At 69.8% G+C, this 23772-nt stretch carries 25 protein-coding genes; 4 read left to right on the top strand and 21 right to left on the bottom strand.

Features of this window, described 5'->3' with window-relative positions; translation table 11 throughout:
- The first annotated feature begins 69 nt into the window (after nucleotides 1-69).
- Together PSESU_RS05920 and dxs are read left to right on the top strand one after the other, a co-directional pair.
- Nucleotides 70-585 (top strand): HNH endonuclease, encoded by a 516-nt coding sequence (locus PSESU_RS05920; RefSeq protein ID WP_155942834.1) that lies wholly within the window; start codon nucleotides 70-72, stop codon nucleotides 583-585.
- 186 nt (nucleotides 586-771) lie between these two features.
- Nucleotides 772-2685 (top strand): 1-deoxy-D-xylulose-5-phosphate synthase, encoded by a 1914-nt coding sequence (gene dxs, locus PSESU_RS05915; protein WP_013534860.1) that lies wholly within the window; start codon nucleotides 772-774, stop codon nucleotides 2683-2685.
- Nucleotides 2686-2744: 59 nt separating this feature from the next.
- Here the strand turns inward: dxs and PSESU_RS05910 are convergent, their stop codons facing one another.
- Nucleotides 2745-3839: a TraB/GumN family protein gene (locus PSESU_RS05910; RefSeq protein ID WP_013534859.1), complete on the bottom strand. Its 1095-nt coding sequence runs from the start codon at nucleotides 3837-3839 to the stop codon at nucleotides 2745-2747.
- A gap of 176 nt (nucleotides 3840-4015) precedes the next feature.
- Here PSESU_RS05910 and PSESU_RS05905 point away from each other — a divergent pair, with 176 nt between their 5' ends.
- On the top strand, nucleotides 4016-4750 hold the full coding sequence (locus PSESU_RS05905) for a hypothetical protein (RefSeq protein ID WP_203415180.1): 735 nt from the start codon (nucleotides 4016-4018) through the stop codon (nucleotides 4748-4750).
- 758 nt (nucleotides 4751-5508) lie between these two features.
- On the opposite strand, the gene PSESU_RS05900 is transcribed toward PSESU_RS05905, so the two are convergent.
- From PSESU_RS05900 to PSESU_RS05885, 4 genes are read right to left on the bottom strand one after another with little or no spacing between them, the layout of a single operon-like run.
- On the bottom strand, nucleotides 5509-6276 hold the full coding sequence (locus PSESU_RS05900; RefSeq protein WP_013534858.1) for a hypothetical protein: 768 nt from the start codon (nucleotides 6274-6276) through the stop codon (nucleotides 5509-5511).
- On the bottom strand, nucleotides 6273-6875 hold the full coding sequence (locus PSESU_RS05895; RefSeq protein WP_013534857.1) for a hypothetical protein: 603 nt from the start codon (nucleotides 6873-6875) through the stop codon (nucleotides 6273-6275). The genes PSESU_RS05900 and PSESU_RS05895 overlap by 4 nt, the downstream gene beginning before the upstream one ends.
- A gap of 2 nt (nucleotides 6876-6877) precedes the next feature.
- Nucleotides 6878-7693 carry a hypothetical protein gene (locus PSESU_RS05890; RefSeq protein ID WP_013534856.1) on the bottom strand — a complete coding sequence of 272 codons (816 nt, stop codon included), beginning with the start codon at nucleotides 7691-7693 and terminating at the stop codon, nucleotides 6878-6880.
- Entirely contained in the window at nucleotides 7686-8492 is an 807-nt protein-coding gene (locus tag PSESU_RS05885; protein WP_013534855.1) for a gp53-like domain-containing protein, read from the bottom strand. The genes PSESU_RS05890 and PSESU_RS05885 overlap by 8 nt, the downstream gene beginning before the upstream one ends.
- Nucleotides 8493-8548: 56 nt before the next feature.
- Between PSESU_RS05885 and PSESU_RS16115 the strand changes: the two genes are divergently transcribed.
- A complete protein-coding gene (locus PSESU_RS16115) occupies nucleotides 8549-8743 on the top strand; it encodes a hypothetical protein (RefSeq protein ID WP_013534854.1) in 195 nt (64 codons plus the stop codon).
- Here PSESU_RS16115 and PSESU_RS05880 read toward each other — a convergent pair.
- From PSESU_RS05880 to lysC, 16 genes are read right to left on the bottom strand one after another with little or no spacing between them, the layout of a single operon-like run.
- Nucleotides 8684-10744 carry a hypothetical protein gene (locus PSESU_RS05880; RefSeq protein ID WP_013534853.1) on the bottom strand — a complete coding sequence of 687 codons (2061 nt, stop codon included), beginning with the start codon at nucleotides 10742-10744 and terminating at the stop codon, nucleotides 8684-8686. The genes PSESU_RS16115 and PSESU_RS05880 overlap by 60 nt on opposite strands.
- On the bottom strand, nucleotides 10744-12489 hold the full coding sequence (locus PSESU_RS05875) for a hypothetical protein (RefSeq protein WP_013534852.1): 1746 nt from the start codon (nucleotides 12487-12489) through the stop codon (nucleotides 10744-10746). The genes PSESU_RS05880 and PSESU_RS05875 overlap by 1 nt, the downstream gene beginning before the upstream one ends.
- A complete protein-coding gene (locus tag PSESU_RS05870; protein WP_013534851.1) occupies nucleotides 12489-13073 on the bottom strand; it encodes a hypothetical protein in 585 nt (194 codons plus the stop codon). Before PSESU_RS05870 ends, PSESU_RS05875 begins: the two co-directional genes overlap by 1 nt.
- The gene (locus PSESU_RS05865) at nucleotides 13070-13513 is read right to left on the bottom strand and encodes a phage protein (RefSeq protein WP_013534850.1); all 444 of its coding nucleotides are present in this window, start codon (nucleotides 13511-13513) and stop codon (nucleotides 13070-13072) included. Before PSESU_RS05865 ends, PSESU_RS05870 begins: the two co-directional genes overlap by 4 nt.
- On the bottom strand, nucleotides 13510-13731 hold the full coding sequence (locus PSESU_RS05860; protein WP_155942728.1) for a hypothetical protein: 222 nt from the start codon (nucleotides 13729-13731) through the stop codon (nucleotides 13510-13512). The genes PSESU_RS05865 and PSESU_RS05860 overlap by 4 nt, the downstream gene beginning before the upstream one ends.
- Nucleotides 13724-16129: a hypothetical protein gene (locus PSESU_RS15655; protein ID WP_013534849.1), complete on the bottom strand. Its 2406-nt coding sequence runs from the start codon at nucleotides 16127-16129 to the stop codon at nucleotides 13724-13726. The genes PSESU_RS05860 and PSESU_RS15655 overlap by 8 nt, the downstream gene beginning before the upstream one ends.
- Nucleotides 16129-16527 carry a packaged DNA stabilization gp4 family protein gene (locus PSESU_RS05850; protein WP_013534848.1) on the bottom strand — a complete coding sequence of 133 codons (399 nt, stop codon included), beginning with the start codon at nucleotides 16525-16527 and terminating at the stop codon, nucleotides 16129-16131. Before PSESU_RS05850 ends, PSESU_RS15655 begins: the two co-directional genes overlap by 1 nt.
- A 48-nt stretch (nucleotides 16528-16575) precedes the next feature.
- Nucleotides 16576-16845, bottom strand: a complete 270-nt coding sequence (locus tag PSESU_RS05845) for a hypothetical protein (RefSeq protein ID WP_013534847.1) — start codon at nucleotides 16843-16845, stop codon at nucleotides 16576-16578.
- A 9-nt stretch (nucleotides 16846-16854) separates the two neighbouring features.
- Complete coding sequence (locus PSESU_RS05840) at nucleotides 16855-17055, bottom strand: hypothetical protein (RefSeq protein WP_013534846.1); 201 nt, start codon at nucleotides 17053-17055, stop codon at nucleotides 16855-16857.
- 12 nt (nucleotides 17056-17067) lie between these two features.
- Nucleotides 17068-18285 carry a P22 phage major capsid protein family protein gene (locus tag PSESU_RS05835; protein ID WP_013534845.1) on the bottom strand — a complete coding sequence of 406 codons (1218 nt, stop codon included), beginning with the start codon at nucleotides 18283-18285 and terminating at the stop codon, nucleotides 17068-17070.
- 24 nt (nucleotides 18286-18309) lie between these two features.
- Complete coding sequence (locus PSESU_RS05830) at nucleotides 18310-19266, bottom strand: hypothetical protein (RefSeq protein WP_013534844.1); 957 nt, start codon at nucleotides 19264-19266, stop codon at nucleotides 18310-18312.
- Nucleotides 19267-19293: 27 nt separating this feature from the next.
- Nucleotides 19294-21348: a portal protein gene (locus tag PSESU_RS05825; protein WP_155942727.1), complete on the bottom strand. Its 2055-nt coding sequence runs from the start codon at nucleotides 21346-21348 to the stop codon at nucleotides 19294-19296.
- Nucleotides 21348-22667, bottom strand: coding sequence for a PBSX family phage terminase large subunit (locus PSESU_RS05820; protein WP_013534842.1), 1320 nt, complete (start codon nucleotides 22665-22667; stop codon nucleotides 21348-21350). The genes PSESU_RS05825 and PSESU_RS05820 overlap by 1 nt, the downstream gene beginning before the upstream one ends.
- Nucleotides 22664-23122 (bottom strand): hypothetical protein, encoded by a 459-nt coding sequence (locus PSESU_RS05815; RefSeq protein ID WP_013534841.1) that lies wholly within the window; start codon nucleotides 23120-23122, stop codon nucleotides 22664-22666. Before PSESU_RS05815 ends, PSESU_RS05820 begins: the two co-directional genes overlap by 4 nt.
- Nucleotides 23119-23499, bottom strand: coding sequence for a hypothetical protein (locus PSESU_RS05810; protein WP_013534840.1), 381 nt, complete (start codon nucleotides 23497-23499; stop codon nucleotides 23119-23121). Before PSESU_RS05810 ends, PSESU_RS05815 begins: the two co-directional genes overlap by 4 nt.
- On the bottom strand, nucleotides 23496-23765 hold the full coding sequence (lysC, locus tag PSESU_RS05805) for an Rz1-like lysis system protein LysC (RefSeq protein WP_013534839.1): 270 nt from the start codon (nucleotides 23763-23765) through the stop codon (nucleotides 23496-23498). The genes PSESU_RS05810 and lysC overlap by 4 nt, the downstream gene beginning before the upstream one ends.
- Nucleotides 23766-23772 lie beyond the last annotated feature (7 nt).

Here is a 23772-nt window from a genome sequence, read left to right as displayed (position 1 = left end):
GACCCGCCTTCGCTCCGCGGCCTGGCCAATGCCCCGCGGGTGCTGTCGCTCGACGCCCATGGCCGGGCGATGGACTGGATCCACTGGCAGGACGCGACCTGCCTCTACGCCCGCGACGCCGTCGCCTGGACCCTGGGCACGCCCTGCATGCGCGTGCATGGCGGCGTGAACCGCGATACCGGCAGCCGCAGCATCATCGAGCTGCATCCGATCATCGCCACCCGCGGCCATGCCCGCGCCCGCGCGCTGGACCCGACCCCTGCCCTGTCCAACCCCGCGCTGTTCGCGCGCGACTCCTACCTGTGCCTCTACTGCGGCCAGCAGTTCCCGCGCCCACAGCTGACCCGCGACCACGTCATCCCGCTCTCGCGCGGCGGCCTGGACATCTGGGAGAACGTGGTCAGCGCCTGCTTCCACTGCAACTCGCGCAAGAGCAACCGCACCCCGCACCAGGCCAACATGCCGCTGCTGGCGGTGCCCTACCGGCCAAGCTGGATCGAGCACCTGATCCTGTCCAACCGCAACATCCTGGCCGACCAGATGGCATTCCTGCGCGCACAGCTGCCGCGCCGCTCCAGGATCTGAAACTTCCGGCGCGGCGCAAGCCGCCTCCCCCGACCACGCAGCAACACGCGCATCCCTTGCGCTGCAACGGATCCCCGCCGACGCGGGCGCACAGGAGCACCAGTCCCTGGGCGTCCAGGGAAGCCTTGCTTGCCCCGTCACCTGCCGGGGGAGGAAAATGGGCCACCGTATGGTTTTCCGGCCCCGATGATCGACTCCCAACGCTATCCGCGCCTTGCCAGCATCGATTCGCCCGTGGACCTGCGCCGCTTCGACGAGGCCGAGCTGCCCGCGGTCGCGCAGGAGCTGCGTGGCTACCTGATCGAGTCGGTCGGTCGCAGCGGTGGCCACTTCGGCGCCGGCCTGGGCGTAGTCGAGCTGACCGTCGCCCTGCATTACCTCTACGACACGCCCGGGGAACTGCTGGTCTGGGACGTCGGCCACCAGACCTACCCGCACAAGATCCTCACCGGACGCCGAGACCGCATCCACACCGTCAAGCAGAAGGACGGCGTGGCCCCCTTCCCCAAGCGCGAGGAAAGCGAGTACGACACCTTCGGCGTCGGCCACTCCTCCACCTCGATCTCCGCCGCGCTGGGCATGGCCATCGCCCGCAAGCAGGCCGGCGACGAGCGCCAGGTGGTGGCGGTGATCGGCGACGGCGCGATGACCGCGGGCATGGCCTACGAGGCGCTCAACCATGCCGGCGGCATGGACGAGGAGCCCAACGTCCTGGTCATCCTCAACGACAACCGGATGTCGATCTCCGAGGCGGTCGGCGGCCTGACCAAGATGCTGGGCCGGCTCACCGGCAGCGCCACCCTCAACAGGATCCGCGAGGGCGGCAAGAAGCTGCTGGGCGACAAGCACAGCCCGCCGGCGCGCTTCGTCAAGCGCTGGGAAGGCCACTGGAAGGGCATGTTCGTGCCCTCCACCCTGTTCGAACAGATGGGCTTCCACTACACCGGCCCGATCGACGGCCACGACCTGCCCGCGCTGGTCGCCGCGCTGCGCACCGCCAAGTCGCTCAAGGGCCCGCAGCTGCTGCACGTGATGACCACCAAGGGCAAGGGCTACGAGCTGGCCGAGGGCGACCAGATCGGCTACCACGCCGTGGGTCCGTTCGACCCGGCCAAGGGCCTGGCCCCCAAGACGGGGCCGAAGAAGCCGACCTACACCGACGTCTTCGGCGACTGGCTGTGCGACATGGCTGCCGCCGAGCCGCGCCTGCTGGGCATCACCCCGGCCATGCGCGAGGGCTCGGGGCTGGTGCGGTTCTCGAAGGAGTACCCGCAGCGCTATTTCGACGTGGCCATCGCCGAGCAGCACGCAGTGACCCTGGCCGCCGGCATGGCCACCCAGGGCGCCAAGCCGGTGGTCGCGATCTACTCGACCTTCCTGCAGCGCGGCTACGACCAGCTGGTCCACGACGTGGCCACCCAGAACCTGGACGTGCTGTTCGCGATCGACCGCGGCGGCGTGGTAGGTCCCGACGGCGCCACCCATGCCGGCAACCTCGACCTGAGCTTCCTGCGCTGCGTGCCGAACATGGTCGTCATGGCGCCGGCCGACGAGAACGAGTGCCGGCAGATGCTGACCACCGGCCTCCAGCATGCGGGCCCGGCCGCGGTGCGCTACCCGCGCGGCACCGGCCCCGGGGTAGCGATCGAGCCGGCCCTGGACACCCTGCCGATCGGCAAGGCACAGCTGCGCCGCAACGGTTCGCGCGTGGCCCTGCTGGCCTTTGGCGCGACCGTGACGGCCGCCGAGCAGGTCGGCGCGGAGCTGGGCCTGACCGTGGTCAACATGCGCTTCATCAAGCCGCTGGACCGCGCACTGGTTCTCGAGCTGGCGCGCACGCACGACGGCCTGGTCACGATCGAGGACAACGTCGTCGCCGGTGGCGCCGGCTCGGCGGTGTCCGAGCTGCTCAACGCCGAAGGCATCGCCATGGCCGTGCTGCAGCTGGGCCTGCCGGACGCCTTCCAGCACCACGCCAGCCGCGAGGACCTGCTGGCCGAGGCCGGCATCGACGCCGCGGGCATCCGCGCCTCGCTGCTGCGCCGCTGGCCGCAGCTGGCCTCCGGCGAAGGCGCCCTGCCGCTGGCAGCGGGCGGCTGATCCTGGAAGGGGGCCTTGGGCCTCCTGCCTTCCCGGCCGCGAAAGCGGCCGTTGCCGTATCAGCCGGTGGCTGCAGCGTCCGGCGCATCTTCCGCCGGCAACTCTTCGTCCGCCTCCTCCAGCTCGTCCGGCGCCTGGATGCGGTAGCCCTTCGCGGAAAGCGCGGCCAGATAACCCTCGCGGTCGTACAGCAGGGTGTCGATGCTCATCGTCGCGAACGAGACACTGTGCGCGGCCAGCGCCTTCTCCACCGCGGCCACCCAGCGGTCGCGGATCCGCGCTTCGATGTCGGTGAAGCCGCGCTTGCGCGCGGCTTCGGTCTGCACCCAGGCATCCATGCAGTCGGCCAGCTGCCGGCGGTTGCGCGGCATCGACCGCATCGCGGCCACGTCGCCTACCGCCCAGGCGTTGGCGCGTGCGGCGATCCGCGGCAGGTCCTGCTCGATCACGTCGAGCGTGGCGACGAAGCACTCCAGGTCCTGCGGCTTGAGCGCCTCGCCGCGGAAATCGGCCAGGGCCTGGCGCGGGTCCTCGATTTTCAGCTTGAGTACGGTCGAGGTGGACTCCAGGCCACGCGCCTTCAATTCCTTTGCCAGTACCGGCCCGACCACTCCCCCCTGGCGCAGCCGGCTGTGGTCCAGCGCGGCCTTGTAGAGCTCATACACGGCGATCAGCGGGCGCTTCTTCTCCACCCCGCGGTCGCGGCCCATGTACTGCTGCTTCAGTGGCGACCAGCGTGCGTACAGCTCCGGCGGCAGCACCTCGGCGAGCGTCGCTCCGCCGGGATTGCGCATCGCCTTCATCGCCGATGGCACCAGGGTGAGGCCGCGGAAGAATCCGACGTCGGCGTCGACCGACAGGCCCGGCGAGCCGAGCACCGCGCCCGCCTCGTCCAGCACCTCGCGCACCTCGCGCGCGTCCCAGTCGATGTCGCGCGGCAGCGGCGACTGGGTACCGAGGATGTAGAGCACATGGTCGTCCTTGCTGACCCGCCACAGCCCTGGTCCGGGCTGGACACCGGCGACCAGCACCGGAGCCATGTCCACCACATCCCCGTCGCCATCCACCGGCACGGGTGCATCCGCCTGCGCCATCGCCGCGATGGGCGCCGCGCCCAGCAGGAATGTCATCCACCAGCCCAGCATGCGTCGCATCCGAATCCCTCCATGGTTGAACTTCGAAAATCCGCCGGCGGCGGCCATGCGCCATGCCGATGTGCCGTCCGCAACGCCCACCCGCGGCACTTCAGCCACGCACCGGCGCCCTCGTGCCCGGTGGGTGCTCGCGGCGACCGCCGCGGCCAGCTCCCGACCAGCGACATGGGGCATCGATGCAACAGGATGCCGTCGCGCGGCTGCGCGCCGAGCACCGCCTGCTCAAGCTCTGCCTGCTCGCCACCGGCGTGTTCGCCGGCGTCCGTGCTTACCGGTGCCTCAGACCACAACGACAAGACCGAGTTCAGCGGGATCACCGTCGAACGGATCAACGTGGTCAACGCCGATGGCTCGCGCGCCCTGGCCCTCGCCAACGGCAAGCTCCTGCCGGCCCGGTGGTCAACGGCCGCGAGCTGGACAGCGACCGCAAGGGTAAGCCGGGCATGCCGTTCTTCAACGAGGAGGGCAACGAGGCCGGCGGCCTGATCTACGCCGGCAAGGCGGGCAAGGAGGGCAAGGGCAGCGGCGGCGTGCACCTGTCCATGGACCGCTACGGCGGCGACCAGCAGCTGGCCCTGCACCACTACGAGAGCAGCGGCCGCATGGAGACCGGCCTGTCGATCTACGACCGCGGCCAGGAGAAGGAATACGTCCGCTGTACGAGGCCTTCAGCAAGTTGCCGGCGGGCCCGGAGCGCGACGCCCTGGCGGCGAGGTGGCGCGGGACCGGTGGCGCGCAGACCCAGCGCCTGTTCGTCGGCCGCACCCGCGCCAATCCGCCCGGCCGTGGTCATGGCCGACAAGCAGGGCCGGCCGCGGATCATGATGCCGGTCGAACCCGACGGCACGCCTCGCTGCAGTTCCTGGGCGAGGACGGTGCGAGGTCCTGCAGGGCTTCCCGCCAAGGGCTGAACCACCCCCGGGGCGCCATTGCGGCGCGCACTGCGCGGAAGCTGCCCGCGCAGTGCAGGCGGATCCCTGTCGACCGGATCGCCCGCGCGGGCCCAAACGAAAAGCGGCTGCCGTTTCCGGCAGCCGCTCTCGTACTGATTTGGTCGGGGTAGCCGGATTCGAACCGACGACCACTTGTCCCCCAGACTTGGGGCGTCAGCGGCGCAAGTGCCCGCTGGGACAGGAGAAATGCCCGGAATCAACCCGAGAAAAACAGGCCCATGCGGGCTAATGCGATCAATGAGTTACAGGGCGATAGGGTTGCAGCCTGCCCCTTCTGGCGGCCTCGCCCGCCGCGCACCGCCCGGCCGTCTCGCCGGCCGCGACGGCGGCGCCACAAGTCGAGTGAGACCGGCCCGCGCGTGGGAACGGCAGACCCCGGAGGGGCGGCACCGCGCGGGCCGGCCGGTGGCGATCATGCCGCGACCGCGAGCCGCCGGCAGTCGGCCGGCGCCTGAGGGGCGTGTCGGGGAACTCCTACAGCACCGCCCCGCAGCCACCAGCCCCGGCTCGACGTTCGCGGCGATCACCCAGCCCGCCGCGCACGAAGGGAAAGCCGGATCACGACGAGCCTCGCGGGCGTCTCGCGCGCCATGGTGAGTAGCGCGGCCGGCACGACGCGACCGGGGGGAGTGGCGCGCCGTGAGGTCGATTCTCTGCGGCATGCGTCGCAGGAGCCGAGACCAGCCGCCCCGCCCATCCCTGGAACGGGGCCGCGGCTATCGGGTGTCCATGTAGTCGCGCAGGTCCGATGCCTCGCTGCCCACCATCGCGCGACCCACGCCGACAAGGCCATAGCACCTGCCGTTGAAATAGTTGCCATTGCCGTCGTCGAAGAAGTACGCCGGCAGGTTGTTGGGGTAGGTGATTGTGGCAGGGGTGAAGGAGGCGGTGGTGCTTCCGACTCGGAGCTGGCCAACCACGGAATCAAGGCTCGCCGTCACGTCGCTCCCAATATTCCAGGAGCCGTTCGCCGTCGCGTACTGCGCCCCCTGGAACCACGTCTGCAGGCGGGCACCTGTTTGGTGGACAAGCGCCCAGCGAAGCCATGGGCTGGCCGCAGGGGATGCGTTCGGCTTGCCCACCAGGCCCTTGGTGTCCGCGGCCGAGCGCGCACGCGCGATTAGATGCAGGGCGCTAAAGTTGGTGTCCGCGTAGGAGCCGCCGATTCGCAGCCGCCCGCCGCCGGACGGGTTGCCCTCAAACCAGCACCGCGACCCATCGGTGCGCCACTTGATGCGCGTTCCCGAGGACTCCGCGACAGCATCCAGGCCATTGCCAGACTTGTCTCGCGCCACCCACAGCCAATCGCCATCGTTTTCTACGGGGACCTCGCAATCGGCATCCTGGAACAGCGTGCTTAGGTCGTAGGGGTCAAACCAAAAGCCCGGCGTATCCGGGACGGCGAATATATCCGCCGGCACCTCGGGGACAGGCGCCGGCGCGATTCGCGGCGACGCCGCGGCGAGGATGCCAAGCGGAATCACGGCGTCGCCTCCAGGTTGCCCTCCAGGTCCCAGGTGTCGGTCGCCCGCTTGATGAGCGTGGCCTTGCCGTATTGCTTGCGGATCTTGAGCGTCTCCGGCGTGCGGATGGTCACCCCTGCGCCGGCCGCGATGGTGGTCTGGCCGGCGCCGTCCTGGCTCAGGTCGATGCGGGTCCCAACCGGGAACGCGACGGCGCTGTTGGGCGGCACGGTCAGGGTGTTGGGGCTGGCGTTGTTCATCGCCACCAGCTTGAAGGCGTCCGCCAGGACCAGCGTGTAGGCCGTGCCCGTTTGCACGTTCTCTGGCGAGGTGCGCGCCTGTGCCACCAGCTCGTCGACGGTCACGCCGCCGTCCTTGATCAGCTTGCCGCTGGTGCCGTCGAATACGGCCACCCGCGCGTCGACGGCGCTGGAAGGCCCGACCACGTCGCCGGAGCCCCCGCCCCCACCGCCCAGCGGCGTTTCCGCACCCGTGTCGTCCATCGCGTACACGGCGCCATCGGTCTTCGCATACACCTTCACCGTGCCAGCGTCCGGCGTGGCCGGGGGCGCGCCCTCGGTGAGGATCAGCTTGGGAAATTCGTTGTCGGAGGCCTTCATCGTTACCCCTGGTAGAGGAAGTCGGTCTCGCCGTCGTCGGTGAGCATGACGGGAGGCGAGACGCCGTCAGCCACGAGGATTTCGCCGCCGGCAGGAGCGGCCGGGGGCGGCGCCCACGCCGGCATCCCCGCCACCACGGTCAGCACCTGGCCGTCCGTGCCCACCGGCAATCGCTCAGGCTTGGCGCTGCCGTCCGCGCGCACCAGATCGCCCGGGGCCTCCAGCGGGTTGCGCAGCGCCGGCGCGGGCACGTAGTCGCCTGCGACCGGGTCCCACAGCAGGGCGTCGTCCTCGGCGGTGCCGGGGTACAGGCCCAGAGTTGCGGCGTTGGGTGGCGGGCCTTCGTTGCTCCACTCGCCGCTGCCCCAGACCCAGTAGTCGCCGTCGATCAGGTAGGCGTCGCCGGCGGCGGCCGAGGCCGGCAGCTGGCTGGTGTCGTCCAGCTCGCCCAGCACGTTCCACGGCACCTGCGCGACCTTCGTCAGGCCGATGCCGGCGGCCAGTGCGTCCACCACCGGCCAGAACCCGCGCTCCCCGGCGGCGTTGGCGCCGTAGTAGCTGTTGCCGGCCAGGTTGTCCTCGTCGGCCAGCAGCTGCACCACGCCGTTGCGCACGCTGACCGAGCCGATGCCGCGCAGGGCGAGCGTCCCGCCCTCCTCCAGGGCCGCGACGCGCGCGGCCAGCGCCTGGAACTGCGCGGCGTAGTCGGTGCCGCGTGCAGCGTCCAGGCCCAGGAGGTAGCCGTAGAACTCCGGCGTCGGCCGGCCGTCCTGCAGGACGATGGGCGCCTGCGCCCTCAGCATGCCGAGGTCAGGCATCGGGGCGGGTCGCCTTCTTGCCGATCGCCATCCAGGTGAACGGCACAGCCACGTTGATCGCCTTCCACGACTTGTTGTCGTCGTCGGCGAGGCTGAAGTTGGCGTTGAACCCGCTGCTGCCGGGGTTGGTGTAGGTGGCGCAGACCAACGAGCCGTTGCTGGTGATGGTGCCAAGACGCGGGGTCAGGCCCACGAAGTAAGGGGTGTCGTCGAACAGGATCGGGAACTCGACCGCCTCGGAGGTCGACTTGTCGCCGCTCGCCGGGGCCTGGCCGGCGCCCCACTGGATCAGCAGGCCGTTCGTCCACTGGTAGCCGGCGGCGCCGACCTGCACGCCGATGTCGCTCTCCGGCGGTTCGGGCAGCGGAATCCAGTTGAAGTTGGTGCCGTCCGTGGACAGAACCTGGCCGTTGGAGCCCGTCGGGTCCGGAACCTCGCGGATCGGCGCCCACTGCAGGTTCGAGCCGTCGTTGGTCAGGAACTGCCCCGCCACCAGCGCCGGGATCTCCTGCCCGGCGTCACCGCCCAGGCGCACGTTGTTGCGGGTCCAGATGGCCACGCCGGCGGCGTCGCGCATGACCGCTCCGTACTCCCCCTCGCCCCACACGTCGTAGAGCGTGCGCCCCGCCGCATCCAGCGGCATCGGGTTGGGGTTGGGCGTGGTCTGGTCCGGATCGGACCAGGTGAGCTTCGGCGTCGTCAGGTCGGTCTCGTAGAAGGTCAGGCTGCCGCCGGCGTTGACCCTGCCGTCGGGCAGCAGGTACTGGGGCGCTTGGTCAAGGATGCGGAAGGTGGACATTCGGGCTCCGGAAATGAAGAAGCCCCGCTAGGCGGGGCTGTGATAGGGTTCGCGGCATGACCAAGAAGCCCGACTTCGATCTGTCGAACCCCGGTGGCCGGCCGAAGACGTGGCTGGATCAAGACGGCTCGGACGAGGGCTGGCTGGGCGACGCCGGCATGGTCGTGAAGATCGTTGGCGCGGGCCTACTTCTACTGGGCGGCGCCGGATTCTTCCTGTTCAAGCTGCTGCAGTACAGCGGCCACCTCTGACAGGTCCTGGTCGCCGTCACGCTCGGCGGCCACTCGCATCGACTGGATCATCCCCGGGATCGCGCCCTTCGGCAGGACGGTCGTGTCCGCGAGTCGCTTCACCACCGTGGGATTGGTCATCCAGCGGGCCAGGGCGTTGGCGCCGACGCCAGCAGCCACCAGCCCCGTAGTGCCGCCGGTGAACAGGCTGCCGACCAGCGACGCCCCATAGGTCATCGCCGCGGCTCGGTTCGCAGTGCCGGAAGGGTTTGCGTAGACACGCGAGCCCTCCCGCAGGTTCTGGGCCACCCGCGCGATCCGATCCATCTGCTTCGTGAAGCCCGGCCCGTGCCGGTCGAACAGCGCACGCCGCGCCTCCGGGCTGACGCGGTTCCAGTTCGTCAGGAAGGTGCTGGCGCTGAACTCCTCCGCGGCATCGGCACCGGCCTGGCCGGGCGTCGGCATACCCATGCGCTTGATCACCGCGGCGGTGACGGCGCGCTGGCCGTCCTTCGGCAGCGACTGCATGACCGCGCGCAGCGTGGTGCCGCCGTCCTTCGTGCCGGACATGGCCGCTTGGAACACCCTCTCCGGGCCGCCATTGCGATCGATGACGCGCTGCACCTGCTCGAGCCTGTCGGCGACGGCGCGGGTGTAGTTGTTGGCCCGGCGCGCAGCAGCCACAGCCTCCGGCCCCTGGGCCTGGGCGGCGGCCTCCATGTCCCGCGACAGCGAGGCGTAGATGCGCTTGAGCTCACGCGTCGGGGTGTCCGGCGACAGCGAATAGTCGGAGATGGCCTCGCCGATGTCTGTCCGGATGCGCTTGAGCGCCTCGTAGCTGATCGCCCCGCCGCCGGCGGCCAAGTCCTGCTCCAGCGTCTGCCGAAGCTGCGCGATGCGCGGGTTCACCAGCGCGGCGGTGGTGGCCGCGGCGCCCTGCGTCGGCGTGGTCAGGTCCACGACAGTCTGCCAGGTGTTCGCCAGCGGCACCGGGGTCGTCTGCGGGATCTTGCGGTCGGCGTCCCAGTACAGCGCGCGCTTCACAGCGTTGGCGTTGCGGCTGAACGTCTCCACGCCGCGCTCGATCGCCCGGCCGGCCCGCTCGCCGCTGGCGTTGCGGGTGAGGCTCTCGGCCATCTCGCCGAGGCCGGCGCCGATGTCATCCGCCTGCCGCTCGGCGAACCGGTTCATCACCCCCGCCGAGGTCGGTCCGCCGGCCAGCAGGTTTTCCATGCCCTGCGCGAACCAGTTGCCCGAGGCCTGCCCGACGGACGGCGTGGCTCCGACCTGGGCGAAGTCGTCGATGGTGCGGCGCATCTGCTCGCCACTGCGACCGCGCACGGCGCCGCGCAGGGCCGCCGCGCTGCCAGCGGAGCCCACGCCCGGAGCCAACCCGCCGACCAGGCCGGCAGCCAGCTGCGCGCCCTCGCCTGCGCCAGTCTCGCGCGCCACACCCGCCGCGCCGGCGCCGGTGGCGGTGCTGACGGCTTGCAGCTTCGGCTGGGCGGTCAGCAGGTCGGCGGCGGCGGTGCGCACGGACGGCGCAGCCACAGCGGACCGCCCGGCGTTCAGCGCGCCGCCGAGGCCCATGGTCAGCGCCGTGCCGGTCAGCGCCTCACCGATGTCGCCCATGACGCGCTCGCGGCCCGTCTCTGGCGTCGGAAGGCCCAGCCGGTCAGCCAAGCCCGCCGCGGCGTCACGGTAGCTGGGTTGGTCGCCGGGAACCAGATAGTGGTTGAAGGCGTCGCCACCAATGGCCCCGATCAGGGCGCCAGTGCCCTGGATCGTCGAGCGCAGGCCCATACCGAGATCCCGCACGAAGCCGCCCGCGACCGGGTCGTTAGCGCTCGTGGCCGCGGCCGTGCTCACCGGCGTTCCGCCGATGATGTCGATCTCCAGGCCCGGGCCTTCGTCGATGATCGGGTCGTCGTCCCAAGGGTTGCCGCCGGGCGCACTGCCGGCCATCGCCTGGGCAGGCGCGGGCTGGATCACCTCGTCCTGCTCCCAGAAGTTCTCGGCCATCAGCGCTTCCTCCGCAGGCTGCCATCAGGGGCGATGTACTCGGCGCCCGGGGCCAGGGCCTGGTAGTCGGCCGCGCTCTGCACGCGGGTGAGGTTGGCGGCCGACGCCTGCTGCTGGCCGGCGCCCCCCCGCTCCTCCTCGGCCAGCGCCTGTTCCACCGCAGACCGCCAGTTGGCGTAGTGCTGCTGCACGCGGCCCAGGTTCGTCCGGAGCTGCTCGGCGCTCTGGTTCGGGTCCAGGTTGGCGATAGTGGACTGGAGAGCGATCAGCTCCTGGATGGCGATGGCACCAAGGGCGCCGCCGGTGGGCGAGTTGTCGCGCATCTGCTGCAGGCGGTCGAAGCCGAGATTGGCCTTCACCGTCTCGATCTCGGCGGCCAGGTTGTAGGACGGCGAGCCCTCCACGCCGCGCAGGCGGGCGCCGACGAAGCCGGTGCTGGTCGGGCCGATCATCTCCAGAGCCCGTTTCAGTGAGGTTTCGACGTTGCCCGCGGCCTGCAGCGCCTGGCGGTAGCTGGCGATGCGCTTGGGCGCCTGGGCCTCGCGCTCGGCACCCGCCTCGGCCAGCTTCTTGGCGCGGGCGGCTTCGGCCTCGGCCGCGGCCACCTGCGGGGCGTACTCCAGCTGCACACCCAGCTTGGCTGCCTCGGTCGCTGCAGCCTGGTCCTCCGGCCTGCGGCTGGCGAAGGGGTTGCCGCCGCCCACCAGCCCGCCGTTGACCGGGTCGGAGACCAGCAGGCGGTCCGGGGCTGCCGGCGCCGGCGCGCGACCCTGCCTCGCCGGCTCCAGGTGCCAGTGGCCGTCCTGGTAGTTGTTGATCACCTCGTAGCCGTTCTGCGCGGCCCACTGGCGGATGCCGGCCTGCTGCTCGGGCGTTGGCGTGCCGATGTCCAGCGCGTTCCCGGTGAGGTGGTGGCTGTTCGGCGCGGCGTTGGGCAGACGCGCGTTCTCCTCCGGGGTGCGCGTCTGGCTGGTGACGCGCAGGCCGGGCACCGCGGCGTGCAGCGTGGCGAACGGATCGCCGCCGGACGGTTGGGCCGGGGTGCCCGCAGCCGGGGCCGGCGCCGACGGCTGGCCCTGCACCGGCCCAGCGAAGGAGCCGAACGACGGCCCGCCGCCGATGGTGGTGGCGCCGATCTCGCGCGGGTCCGTGGCCACCAGGTAAGTGCGGCCGTCCGGGCCGGTGATCTCCTTGTACTGGATGGCGGCACTGGACTGGCGCGCGATCTCGCCGTTGGCGCGGCGGAAGAAGTCGCGGTAGCCGTCCGTGCCGGGCTTGTGGCCAGCGGCCAGGGCCTGCATGTGCAGCGCGCGGAACTGGGTGGGCTCTGCCTCGCCCGCGCCGGCCGGTGCCATCGACACGCGCTGGCGCGCCTGTTCGAAGGCCGGGCGCATCTCCTCGGTCCACGCCGGCGGCGCCGGGTTGCCGGTGACGCGGCTCAGGAACGGGCTGATCTCCTTGAAGCGCGCCTGGATCACGCGGTCGTCGCCAGACTCCAGCGCCTGGCCGAAGTAGTCCAGCGCGCCGCGAAGGCGCCGCAGCTGGCCGTCGCCCGCATCCTGGACCGCGGTCGCCGCCTTCGGATCGATGGCCGCGGCCTGGGTGAACGCGCCCACATCCCCGGCAAGGATCTGCGGCGCCAGCGTGCGCAGAGCGTTGCGGTCTTCCTGCTGCTGCTGGTAGGCGCGGGCCTGCTGGCCGGCCTGCTGCCCCTGGACGAATGCAGCGAATGCGTTGGTGGCCATCAGGTTCCATACCCCTTCTTGTAGCCGTAGTAACCCATGCCGGCGTTGATGCCGCTGTTGACCGAGTCGGCCATCTGTCCGTAGGCGGACGCGCGTGCGTTGGCCACGCCCCACTGGTTCTGCGCCACGTTGTTGGCGTGGGCCTGGCCGAAGCCGCCGAGCTGGTTTGCGGTGCCCTGCCCGGTCTGCGACAGGCCCGCCAGCTTGCTCCAGTAGTTGCCCAGGTTCTGGGTGGCCAGCTGCTGGCCGAACTGGATCCGGTCGGCGTCGGCACCGCCGCCCCACAGGTTGCCCTGCGCCGTGGCCCCGGCGTCCAGCGCCTCGGTGCCCAGCTGCAGCGCAGCCTGGTAGTCCGGACTGTTGAGGAAGCCGGAGTAGTCGCCCATCAGGACCTGCTTCTGCCGGTCCAGGGCCCAGCCGCCGGCGTCCAGCCACGGCAGCATGTCCTCACGGGTCTGGTTGTACTGCCGCGCCGACTCGGCGGTGGCATTGCGGCCAGCGCTCTTGGCCGCGTCGGCCGACTTGTCTGCGGCATAGGCGCCGACGGCGGCACTGCCGACGACGGCTACTGCAACCATGCTCATGGCTGGTCCTCAATCAATGGGGTTTCGGGGATGGTGAACTGCGTCTCGATGGCAGCCACGTCGGTGAGCTTGGTGGGGAACACGTTCAACCACTGGACGTCCTCGATCACCGCGCCCACCTTCTTGCAGCCGGGCGGGGAGACGAACATGCAGGGCGCACGCAGGTCGCGCACCGCCCCGTCCGGGCCCGTCACCCGGATCACGCCCGCCAGCAACACGTTGAGGGTCGAGAAGCGGTGCATCTTGCCGACGATCACCGTGCCGGCCTTGGCGTGCATCAGCCGGCCGTAGACGCCATGCGCGAAGTGGTGCTCGAGCGGGCATTCCACCTGCGGCATCTGCGCCATGCAGGCCTCCAGGCGGCGCACCTGTTCGTATGTCGGACGGGGCGGCAGCGCTTCGAGCGCGCCATCGACCTGGGCCAGCTCGCTATCGCTCACCGGTTCACTCCTTGGAAGACGCCGACCACGGCCAGGACGTCGCGGCGGCGCGGGCTGCTGCACTCGAACCGGTAGACGCGCTGGCGGGAGCGGCCGAGCCGCGTCCACTCGATGCGCAGACCGTACTGGCCGGTCTCGCCGATGCTGGCCTCATCCCACTCGGACCAGTTCGGCTGGCCGTCGTCGGAGTAGCTCATGCGGATGGTGTGGTCAGCCATTTGTGATATCGCAGACGGGAGCTGCGCCTTGGTAGGTGGTGGCAGCCACGGTTACGCCTGCGTTGGCTGCCACCTCGGTCCACGCGTGCGTGAAGCTATCTCCGTCGTTGCTGTACCAGGCCTCGGTCTGGTGATCGACGATGCCCTCCTCTTGGCACGTCGCCACGAAACGCATGCCGTTATGCGCGATGCAGGTGACCGGATGCGGGAGGACCGTACTGGACAGCACCCACTCCTCCCCGTCGTCATCCAGATAGGCCAGCTCTCCGCTGTCGGTGCCGAGAAGCCAGCGCGCGCCACCTGCCTCCTTGCAGACGGCCGTGACCTTCGTTGCTGAGACGAACGGCAGCGCCTGTGCGCCAATCGACGCTCCGTTACTCGTAAACCATGCGGCCGGCCCGGATGGTGTCAGCCCCCCAATGAGCGCACGACCTCCATCTGACCACGCGCATAAGAAGTCACGCCCAATAGCTGCGCCAAGTGTTTCTGTCCACGAGCCATCCGGAGTGGGCGCCATGTAAAGTCGATGGGTTTGTACGCCAAGCCAACCAGCCCCGAGCGGGACAACGGAATAGATGGCGGTACTAGGCGCCTCTCCCGAATCGAACGACGCCGCAATATCCGTGGTGTACCTGACGGCATGGACGCCGCCTGCCGCTACGAACTTCTCGCCATCAATAGACGCTTGCGACTGTCTGACACCTGACGAAGGGGACGAGTTGGAGCCAGTCGCAGGGGTGAACTCAGAGCCATCAACGGTCTTTACAAACGGCGTATTGGTTCCGTAGATGACGAACCCGTCGCTAAGCCCCGTGATCAGGCTCCCGGTAATGGTTGCGTCTTCCCAGTCGCCCCAGTCCAGTCCATCGGCGGAAAATCGGACCTGGCCGTAGGCGTGCACCATGAACTGCGTCGGCTCCTCCACGAAGCATGCGACCGAGAAGGTGCGCTCCATCTCGGCCCAGAGTCCGTTGCTGTCGGTAACACGCCAGGTGGCCGTGTACGTGCCGCTCTTCTGCGGCGGCTCGGTTCCGAGTACCCCATTGCTCACTTCGATGCCGGGGGGAAGGCTCCCGGAGACGATGGCGACCTTGGCGATGCCAGCGCTTCCCTGCGTTACGGTCGGCTGGAAGCCCGCGTAAGGGATGGAGACAACGCCATCGGGTGGGTGCCCTTCGATGGAAGGCGGGTCGGGCTGCTCCGGGAACTGAGACGGAGCCACCGCGACCTGCCCCACGTCCATGACCAGCTCGAGCCGGCTGTGCACGAGCTCGTTCTGGTTGTCGTGGATGACCGGCAGGGTGAAGCCGGACACGAACTCCGTATCGCCCTCCCACGGATAGCCCCAGTCAAGGCGCCAGATTCGGCCCTTCTGGAAGTCGCCGGCGTACCAGGCGCTGCCGCTGCGCGCGGTGCAGCTGGGGCGCCAGCGGTCCAGGCCGTAGGACTCGCGGCGGTGCCACTCCTGCTGCGAGGTGTCCCAGCCCCAGGTCTGCCCGTTGAGGAAGGTCCAGTAGACGACGGTGTGTCCCTCGGACTCCCACACGAAGCCGAACGCGTTCCACCAGTCCTGGCCGCGGATCGCCTGCTCGATCGGGCGCGTGGAGATGCGACGGCTGTTGTAGCCGTCGAGCTGGTAGAAGTAGCCGTCGGAGCCGAGCCAGAAGACGGTGTTGTCGGCCTCGACCGCCGTGTGCGGGCCGGCGCAGCCCTTGTCCAGGAAGATGCGCTTTGAGCGGAACGGCTGCTGCGCGGCGCCGGTGTTGCCGAAGAACTCGCCCGAGTTTGCCGACAGCAGCAGGAGCTCGCCGCCCAGCCGGGCCATGCTGACCAGGCGGTCCGGGCGATATTCGGAGGTCCAGCGGTCCAGGGTGTTGTAGTCCAGCGCGTTGGCGGCTCCGCTGCTGAACGCGAACCGCCCCGCCGGATCCAGTCCCAGCATGTAGCCGTCCATGAACCGGACGATGGGCGAGCCAGGGAAGCCGCTGTCGGTGATGCGTTCGAACACCTCGGTGTGGGTGTCGAAGACGTAGCCGGCGCTGCCATTGACCACCGTCAGCTGCTGCCCGTTGGCGCGCTGGTTGTGGTCCATCGACACGCGGCCGGTGCCCGGGATCGAGCCAATCGGAATGGCCACGCCCTTGGGCGACAGCCGATACAGCGTCGAGCCGATCACCGCGAACAGCCGGCCCTCGCAGTCGTGGATCCCGCGCACCGGCGGCGCGCCCTCCAGCTCGAGCCAGGGGAACAGGCCCGGCGGCGTCTTGAGCATCAGGGGCGAGCGCGTGCTCTGCTTCTCCGCGCGGCACGGCAGGTAGTTCCACACGTCCTGCTGCGAGAACGGACGGTCCTGGTCAGCGTAGAAGCCAGTGACCAGGGGGACGGGCTGGTTGCGCATCAGTAGAAGCGATCCGTGCGGGTGTCGTAGCCGTGCGGCAGCACGCCGCGGTCAGGGCGCAGGGGGTTGGACGCCTTCACGTCGGCCCGCAGGTCGGAGAGTCCGCGCGCAGCAGCACCGACCACGATTCCCGGAGCCTCGGTGCCGTACTCGGGCGCCAGGGTCAGGGCGAGGTTGAACGCGATGGCTTCCTCGGCCTCCGGCGGGCACGGCATGTCCTCAGACGGGTTGCTGACCGGCCGCCAGCCGATGGCCAGGCCGTTGGCCTCCCAGCGCGCGCACATCGCGTTGAGCACCGCGATGCCGGTCTGCATGTCCACGGCCTTCACCGGCTGCCGGGCGTCCTGCACCTGGATCAGGCGGAGCGCCCGGGCAACGATTTCCTGCACCTTGGCCATGCGGACCTCAGAAAGAGAAGGGGCCGACTTGCGCCGGCCCCTGGGTGGTTACTTCTTCTTGGACTCGGCCTTGGCGGCTTCCTTCGCCGCGGCCTTCTCCTCGCCGTCGCGCTTGGCCTGGGCCAGCTCCGCCGCGGCGTCCTGGGCGTCGAGGTCACCCTCGGCGTTCCACGGCTCGCCGTTGGACTTCGGGAAGTCCGGCTCGGCCCAGCCGTTGGCCTTGGCCGCGTCGACGTCCTCGGCGGCGAACAGGCGCGGCGTGCCGCCGTTCTCGCCGTCCTTGACCAGGTACAGCGCGTGCTTCTTCTCGGCGGTCATGGCGGCTCCTTAGCTGGCGGCCTGGGTGATCAGGCCCAGCGCCTTGAGGGCATCGACGATGCCCTGCGCGTTCGGGGAGGCGGCCACCTGCGGACGGACCGTCGGCGTGGTGCCGTAGAAGCCGACCTTGCTGGTGGAGTTGCGGCCGACAAGGGTGCCGTCGGCGGTTTCCTGCGCGGCGGCGGCCTGGGTGTCGTTGGAAAGGGCCATGGGGGTTCCTCCTTATTCGCTGGTGAAGTTGGTGGGATCGTTCGGGATGACCACGCCGAACTCCGGACGCAGCACGGCCGAACCCCACAGGATGTCCACGCGGTTCAGGAACTGGTCGTTGGCGGTGTCGTAGTCGCGGATAAGCCGGACGCTCAGGCCGCCGGGGCCACCGATGGCGGCGCGACTGGCCTCCTTGTTCTCCGGCAGGGGCATGTCGACGGAGGCGAAGGTGACGAAGTCGCGCGCGAAGCCCAGGTTGATGCCGGTCTGGCCGGTGGCGCCCAGGACGGTCACGGCGGAGTTGTCGGCCGGCAGCGCGGTGACATTCTTCTCCGGGCCCGTCAGGACCATCGCCGGGGACACCTTGAGGCCGCCGGAACCGCCGGCGTAGTCGTCGGTGACCACGAAGGTGCGCAGCGCTCCGGTGCTCTCCTTGGTCGCCGGGTTGACCGCGTACACGTTGGCGAAGGTGACGTGCTGGCCGGCCTTGAGGGTGCCAGTGCCGCCGTCGATGGCGATGGTGGCGGAGCCGTCGGTCGGCACGCCGTTGATCAGGTAGCCGGCAGCGGTCCCCGCGGCGGCGGTGCCCAGGCTCTGCGCCGGCATGATCGCGGTCTCGTACCAGTCGAAGCCGGCGGCGCGACCCATCAGGCCCTCTTCGTACTGGCGCTTGAGCTGGCTCTGGCTGTTGAACAGGCCCTTGAGCTGGTCGATCACCTGCACCGTGCCGCTGGTGTTGGTGAGCATGAATCGCTCGGACGGGGCCAGGTTATCGGTCAGCAGCTTGTTGGCCAGCAGGGCCTCACGCAGGTCCAGCTTGCCGTCGGCGTTGGCGACGAAGTTGGCCGCGTACGGCAGGGACCGCTGGATCACCTGCGACTCGATGCTGGAGGCCAGGTTGGCCAGCGGCTGCTCCAGGTAGCGAGCGCGGAAGTCGTCGATGTCCAGCGCCAAGTCCGCCGAGCTGTACACCAGGTCGATGCCGTCCTGGTCGGTGATGGTCAGCGGCACGGTCTTGTCGACCATGTTGCTGGCATCCATGATCCGGCCCTTGCGGACCTTGGCGTTGGTCGGCACGCGGATGTTGACGGTGCTGCCGATCTTGGCGCCGGTGACAGCGAACTCGTCGCTGTACTCCATGTTGATGCGGTTGAGGAAGGTGAACTTCTGACGCAGCGCGCTGAGGATCTCGCGCGTGATCAGGCTGGTGGTGAGGTACTGGTTGGCCATGTGCCTGGTTCCTTCGGAATGGGATTAACGGTTCGGGAGGCCCTTGGCCGCACGCTGCTCCCGGCGCCACTGCTCGTACTCGCGCTGGGTCATCTGGTCCGGGGACTTGGTGACGGCCGGCGCGCCGCCGGAGAGCGTCGTGACGGGCGCAGGGGCGCGGGTCACGGTCTTGGGGTTGGGCTGAGCCGTGGGCGGCGGTGGCGGCGCGGCCTGCGCGCTGAGCTTCGCCTCGATGCGGCCGATCGCTCGGCTCATCGCACGCTCGGACATCTGCGCGATCTCGGCGGCTTCCTGCGGGTTCTGGCCCAGGTAGTAGGCGATCGCAGGCGGGTTGTCGGTCTCGATGATCTCCTCGGCCATGGCTTTGGTGATCGGGACCTGCGGGTTGAGCGCCACCTGGTCGTAGTCGGGGTGTTCGGTCCGGAAGGCCTCCACCCGCTCCGCCAGGGTGCGCTGCCGCTGCTGCGCCTGCTCCTGCTTCCTCTCCTGCTCCCGCAGCCACTGGTAGTGGCGGCGGTTGAACTCGGCCACGTCGAAGTCGCAGGACTCCAGCGTGGGCTCGTCGGTCTCCGCATGTGCCGCCGCGGGCGCGGGCTCGGTGCCGGCCTGGGCGGGCTGTGGCGGCTGCTGTTGCTGCCGCATCGCCTGCTCACGCCAGTACTGGGCCTCGCGTTCTGCGTCGTACCTCGCCTTGGTCAGCTCATCGATGCGTTGGTGCACACCGGGCTTCTTCCGGGGCTTTGCGGGCGCATCGCCCGAATCCGAGTCCGCCGATTCCTCGGGCTGGTTCTGCGTGTTGGGTCGCTGGTCCTGCCCGTCGTCGCCTTCGTCGGCAGCGGCCGGCTGCGCGGCCTCCTGCTTCTGCGGCTCGGCGGCGGCCTTGCGGGCCTCACGCGCGGCGATGCCTGCGTCCAGGTGGCTGTTGTCCACCGGCTCGCGCGGCTTGATCTCGGTGTTGCTGGTATTGGTGCTGTCGGTCACGTGCGCCTCCACGGCGAAAGGCCCTGCTCAGGGCTGGCCCGGGAAACCGCCCGGTGCGGGTCCTGCGGGTGCGCCGGCGTCGGCCACAAAAAAGCCCCCTTGCGGGGGCTGATTCGGTGCCATTGCCGGCGGAAGTGGCTGTGACGGCGCGGCGATGCCGAGCGCGCCCATCTGTGCGCCGAGTTGGAACGCGGCGACTTGGTTCTCGATCTCCTGGCCCTCGGCTTCGGCCAGGGCCTTGCGGGCGGTGGCCCCGTCCTTCTCCGCGGCGGCCACGTCCCTCGGGTTGGGCTGCGGCGGCGGCGGTGGCTGCTCGCCCTCGGCCGGCTCCAGCAGGCCCTGGTTGACCAGCAGCTTGCGGGCAGCCTCGCGCACGTCCTCGAGCATCGGCGCGTCCAGGTTCTTGATGAAGCCGTACTTGGCGACCATGCCGATGGGCGATGGGTCGTTGGCCAGCTGCATCATGGCCTCGGCGGCCTCCATGCGCTGGGTGGTGTAGCTCGGGCCCACGGTCACCGACACGTCGTAGCGGCCTTGCGTGAGATCGTTGAGCGTCACGGCCTGGCCGGTCTGCTCGTCGACCACGGTGCGATTCACCGCGACCACCTTCTCGGCGCCGTCGTCACCCACGATCCGGATCTGCCGCTCGGTGTCGTAGACCGCGCTGATCAGGTCGTTGAGGATCTCGAAGTCGTACTTGAGCGCGTAGCTGAGGTTGTCGATGTAGTCGAAGTTGGCGACGTCGCCCTCGCGCTGGCGCGCCAGGATCGCCCGGCCGCTGGTCTCGTTGGAGCGTGCGCCCAGGCTGGCGTCGTGGATGCCGGTGGCGGCCTTGATGTCGTCGCCGCTGATCGCCGCCGCCTGCGCCAGTGCGGCCGGGAATGCCGGCGGCGCCTCGCGGGACGGCTTGCCCCCGTTCGGCAGACCAGGGTTGGCCTTGTACAGCAGCACCGGCGGGCGCCTGGTGCGCAGCGACTGGTACTGGGACTCGTAGCCTTCGATCGACGCCGCGTCGGCCATGAACGGGCTGTACGGCTGGTCCGCCAGCGTCTCGATGAACGTGCTGCGCTCGTAGTTGTACATGCGCTGCGCGTCTTTGGCGAAGCGCGTGGCGCCGAAGAACTTGTCCTTCCCCTTGACGCTGATCAGCTCACCCCAGCACGGCACCAGCGGGATGTACTTGCCGGCCCACTCGTTGGGGCCCTCGAGGATCTCGGCTCCGGATACGATGCACTGGTACACCTTGTCGCGCTCGATCACCCGGCGCCGCTGGATGGTGATGCCCGCCTTGGCGAGCTCGTCCTCGATCAGCGCCAGGTCGGCCGCCTCGTGCACGCTGCCATCGGTCAGCAGCACGATCTCGACCTGCTCGGCCTTCTTGTACCAGTACTCGGCGACGGTGACCTCGTGCTCGCCCCACCAGTCCAGATTCGACTCGGTGACCGTGTCGATCGGAACCACCTTGGCGTTTGGCCAGCGGGCCTTGAACTCGGAGCGGGCGAACTTGGTGTCGACGAAGGCGTAGCGCGCGTCGCGGCGGTCCTTCTTCTTGGCCGCCGGGTCGAACACCACGGTGAACGGGTCGGCGATCTCCTCGCGCTCGATGACCTGATCGAAGCCGCCGTCGTCGGCGTACCGGGTGCTGATCCGCCACACGCCGTAGCCGCCGCCGACCGCGAACAGGAACGCGGTGTCCACGGCGCGCTGCGCGTCGATCTGGCTGTCGATGCCGCGGATGATGCCTTGCCGCACCTCGGCCAGGTCGGAATCGCCACCTTCGGCCGCGCGCACCTTCGCCTGCGGCCGGTTCTGGCGCTGGTCGTTGGTGATCTGCTTGAGCGCCTGGCGCACGCGGTTGACCGTGTACATCGGCCGGCCGCGGCGGCTTTCGGTCATCCAGCTATCCCACTGGCTGTCCGGGGTGAACGCGAACTCCACGTCCTCGCGCGCGGCGTCGTACTGCGGCTTCCAGAAGTCCCAGCACTCCTTGTGCCGCTGCAGCATCTCCTTGTGCAGATCCTCCTTGCTCACGCCCTGGCGCTCGGTTGCGAAGCCGGGGCTGTCGGGCTTGGTCTCGGCCATCATGCGAACTCGGAAGTGAAGTTGAGGCGGACCGGCTTGCGGTCCGGGCCGTTCTGTTCGTGGTCCACGGCCATCAGGCCGAAGGCGTCAGCCGCATGGCTAGACCAGTCGTGCTCCGGGCCGAGCCCGATGCCGCGCTTGTCGTCCTTGCGCTCGTGGTAGAAGCCCAGCGCATCGCGCCCGGGCTCGGTGGTGGTCTCGTGGAAGTAGATGGCCGGGAACAGCCGGCGCACCGCCTCAATGCGCTTGCTGGCGGCGCCGGCACCCATGTTCGGGATCACCCGCACATCGAAGCCGGCCTGCTGCAGCGCGCTCTGGTAGCTGACCTGGTGAACCTTGTCGTTCGCAGCGCCGTCGTGCGGCAGCACGCACTGGGCGCGCTCGTAGCCCCGGGACCGCAGCCAGGCCACGTGGGTTGCCAGCGGCTGACCCTGTGCCTCGTAGTAGTCCAGCACCCGGACCTCGCGGCCCACGAACTGCACGATCCAGATAGCGCAGGCGTCGGCCTTCGCGCCGGTGCCGCCGATGTCCCAGTACGCCCGGGTGGTCATCAGCGGATCGGCAGCGACCCGACCGATGCGCCCCTCGCTCTTGGCCGTCACCAGGGCCTGCGCGAAGTACGCGCCGGTGGCCGCGGTGGCGTACCCGCCCTCCCAGATGTGCTCGTACTGGTCCGGCATGCTGCGCAGGCAGTCCAGCCGCTCCTGCTCGAGCACCGACGGGAACCACGGGTTGTCCGACCAGTTGGCCCGGACCACCGCGGCGCCGGTCGGCGGCTCAGGCCCCCGCAGCAGCACGTCGACGGGGTCCGTCTTGCGCCGCGGGTTCCAGCCGAACCACATCTCCGAGGTCAGCCCGCGGCCGGCGTCCTCCCAGCGGATGGTCGGGCGCAGCAGGCCGAGCGAGGTGCTCGACAGGCTCTGCGCCTCCTCGACCCAGGCGCGGTGGAAGCCCTCCAGCGACTTGATCGAGTCGGCCGTGTGGTCCTGCATGCCCTGGAAGATGATCACCCCGTCGCCGGGGGTCTTGATCACCTCGTTGAACACCTTGAAGCCGTCGGCCTCGCGCATCCCGAACTCGGCCAGCTTGGCCTCGATCAGCGACTTGGCCGAGTGCTTCAGCGACTTCTGGACCTCGCGGATGCAGACCATCCGCAGGCCCTCGCCGGCGTCGCCGGGGAAGGCGATCGCGTCCTCGACGGCCAGGCCGGCGAAGAAATGCGACTTGCCGGAGCCGCGGCCGCCGTGGGCGCCCTTGTAGCGCGCAGGCGCCAGCAGCGGCTCGAATACGGCCGCCGTGTCGATCTGCAGCGCGCTCATTCGGCCTTGACGATGCGCCGCTCGATGCGGGTCACAGTCTGGACGGGTCCGCCGCCGGGGCCGGTGTGCTCCATTGCCACCTTGTCGCCGTAGCGCTGCGGGAACCACTTGGCCAGGAGCTGCATGCGCGTGTGGATGCGCAGCTTGGAACGCTGGACGTGCTCTCCGTTGAGCTGGAAGCCCTCGCCCTGCCCGTCCTCGCCCTGACGCTCCATCCAGTCGTTTCGGGCGTCGTCTGCGATCTCCAGGCATTCCTCGGCGATGGCGTCAGCACCCTCCTCCCGTGCCTGGCGGAAGCGGGCGGCCAGGTCCTCGTCCTCGGCCATCCACGCATACCACTGGCTCTTGCCTGGGAATCGCTCCGGGTCACTGCGCAGGATCGCGCGCAGCGGCTCGCCCTCGGACAGCCGGGCCAGCACCTCGTCCGCGATCTCGGGCGTACGGCCGGTGCTCATGCCGTCACCGTCAGATCTTGCGGACCCTGCGCCGGGGCTACCGGCTCGCCGAAGAACGGGCAGTCGACGACCTCGAACGCGAAGACCTGGTTGTGGATGCTGCCGTCGCTCAGCGTCACGGTGGCCTTGAGCCCGGAACAGCCGGCCTGCTGGAAGTCGGCCATGACCCGGGTCTTGGCGCCGTCGATCGCCGCATCCGCCATCACCAGCGGCCACGGCGCGGTGGTTCGCCAGGTGGCCGCCTCGATGGTCACGCCCTCGGGCACCACCGCGGTGAAGTCGGCAGTGATCGTCGCCTTCTGCCGGCGCCGGAAGGCAGCCACGTGCACGCGGTCCGGCTGGTAGGCCGAGGCGTAGGCGGTGGTGGCGCGGCTCATGGCGTGACATCTCCCGTTGGCAGCGCGCGGATCTCGCCCAGCTTCCGGTTGCAGGCTTCCAGGTGCTCGACGTTTGCGTTGTAGGCCGAGACCACGGCCTCGACGGTGCGGGACTCGGCGCGCGCCACCGGGCACGGGGCGCTCAGCTCAGCCGGCACCGGGACGGTCACGCGCACCGGGACCTTCACCACCTCGGGCACACGCTCCGGGCAGGTCTGGCAGCCGGCCAGCAGCAGGGCAGCGGCGGTGGCGGCGATCAGGCGCATGGTCAGG

This window comes from Pseudoxanthomonas suwonensis 11-1 (genome assembly GCF_000185965.1).
Lineage (GTDB): Bacteria > Pseudomonadota > Gammaproteobacteria > Xanthomonadales > Xanthomonadaceae > Pseudoxanthomonas > Pseudoxanthomonas suwonensis_A.
This window is presented reverse-complemented; position numbering and strand designations above follow the sequence as displayed.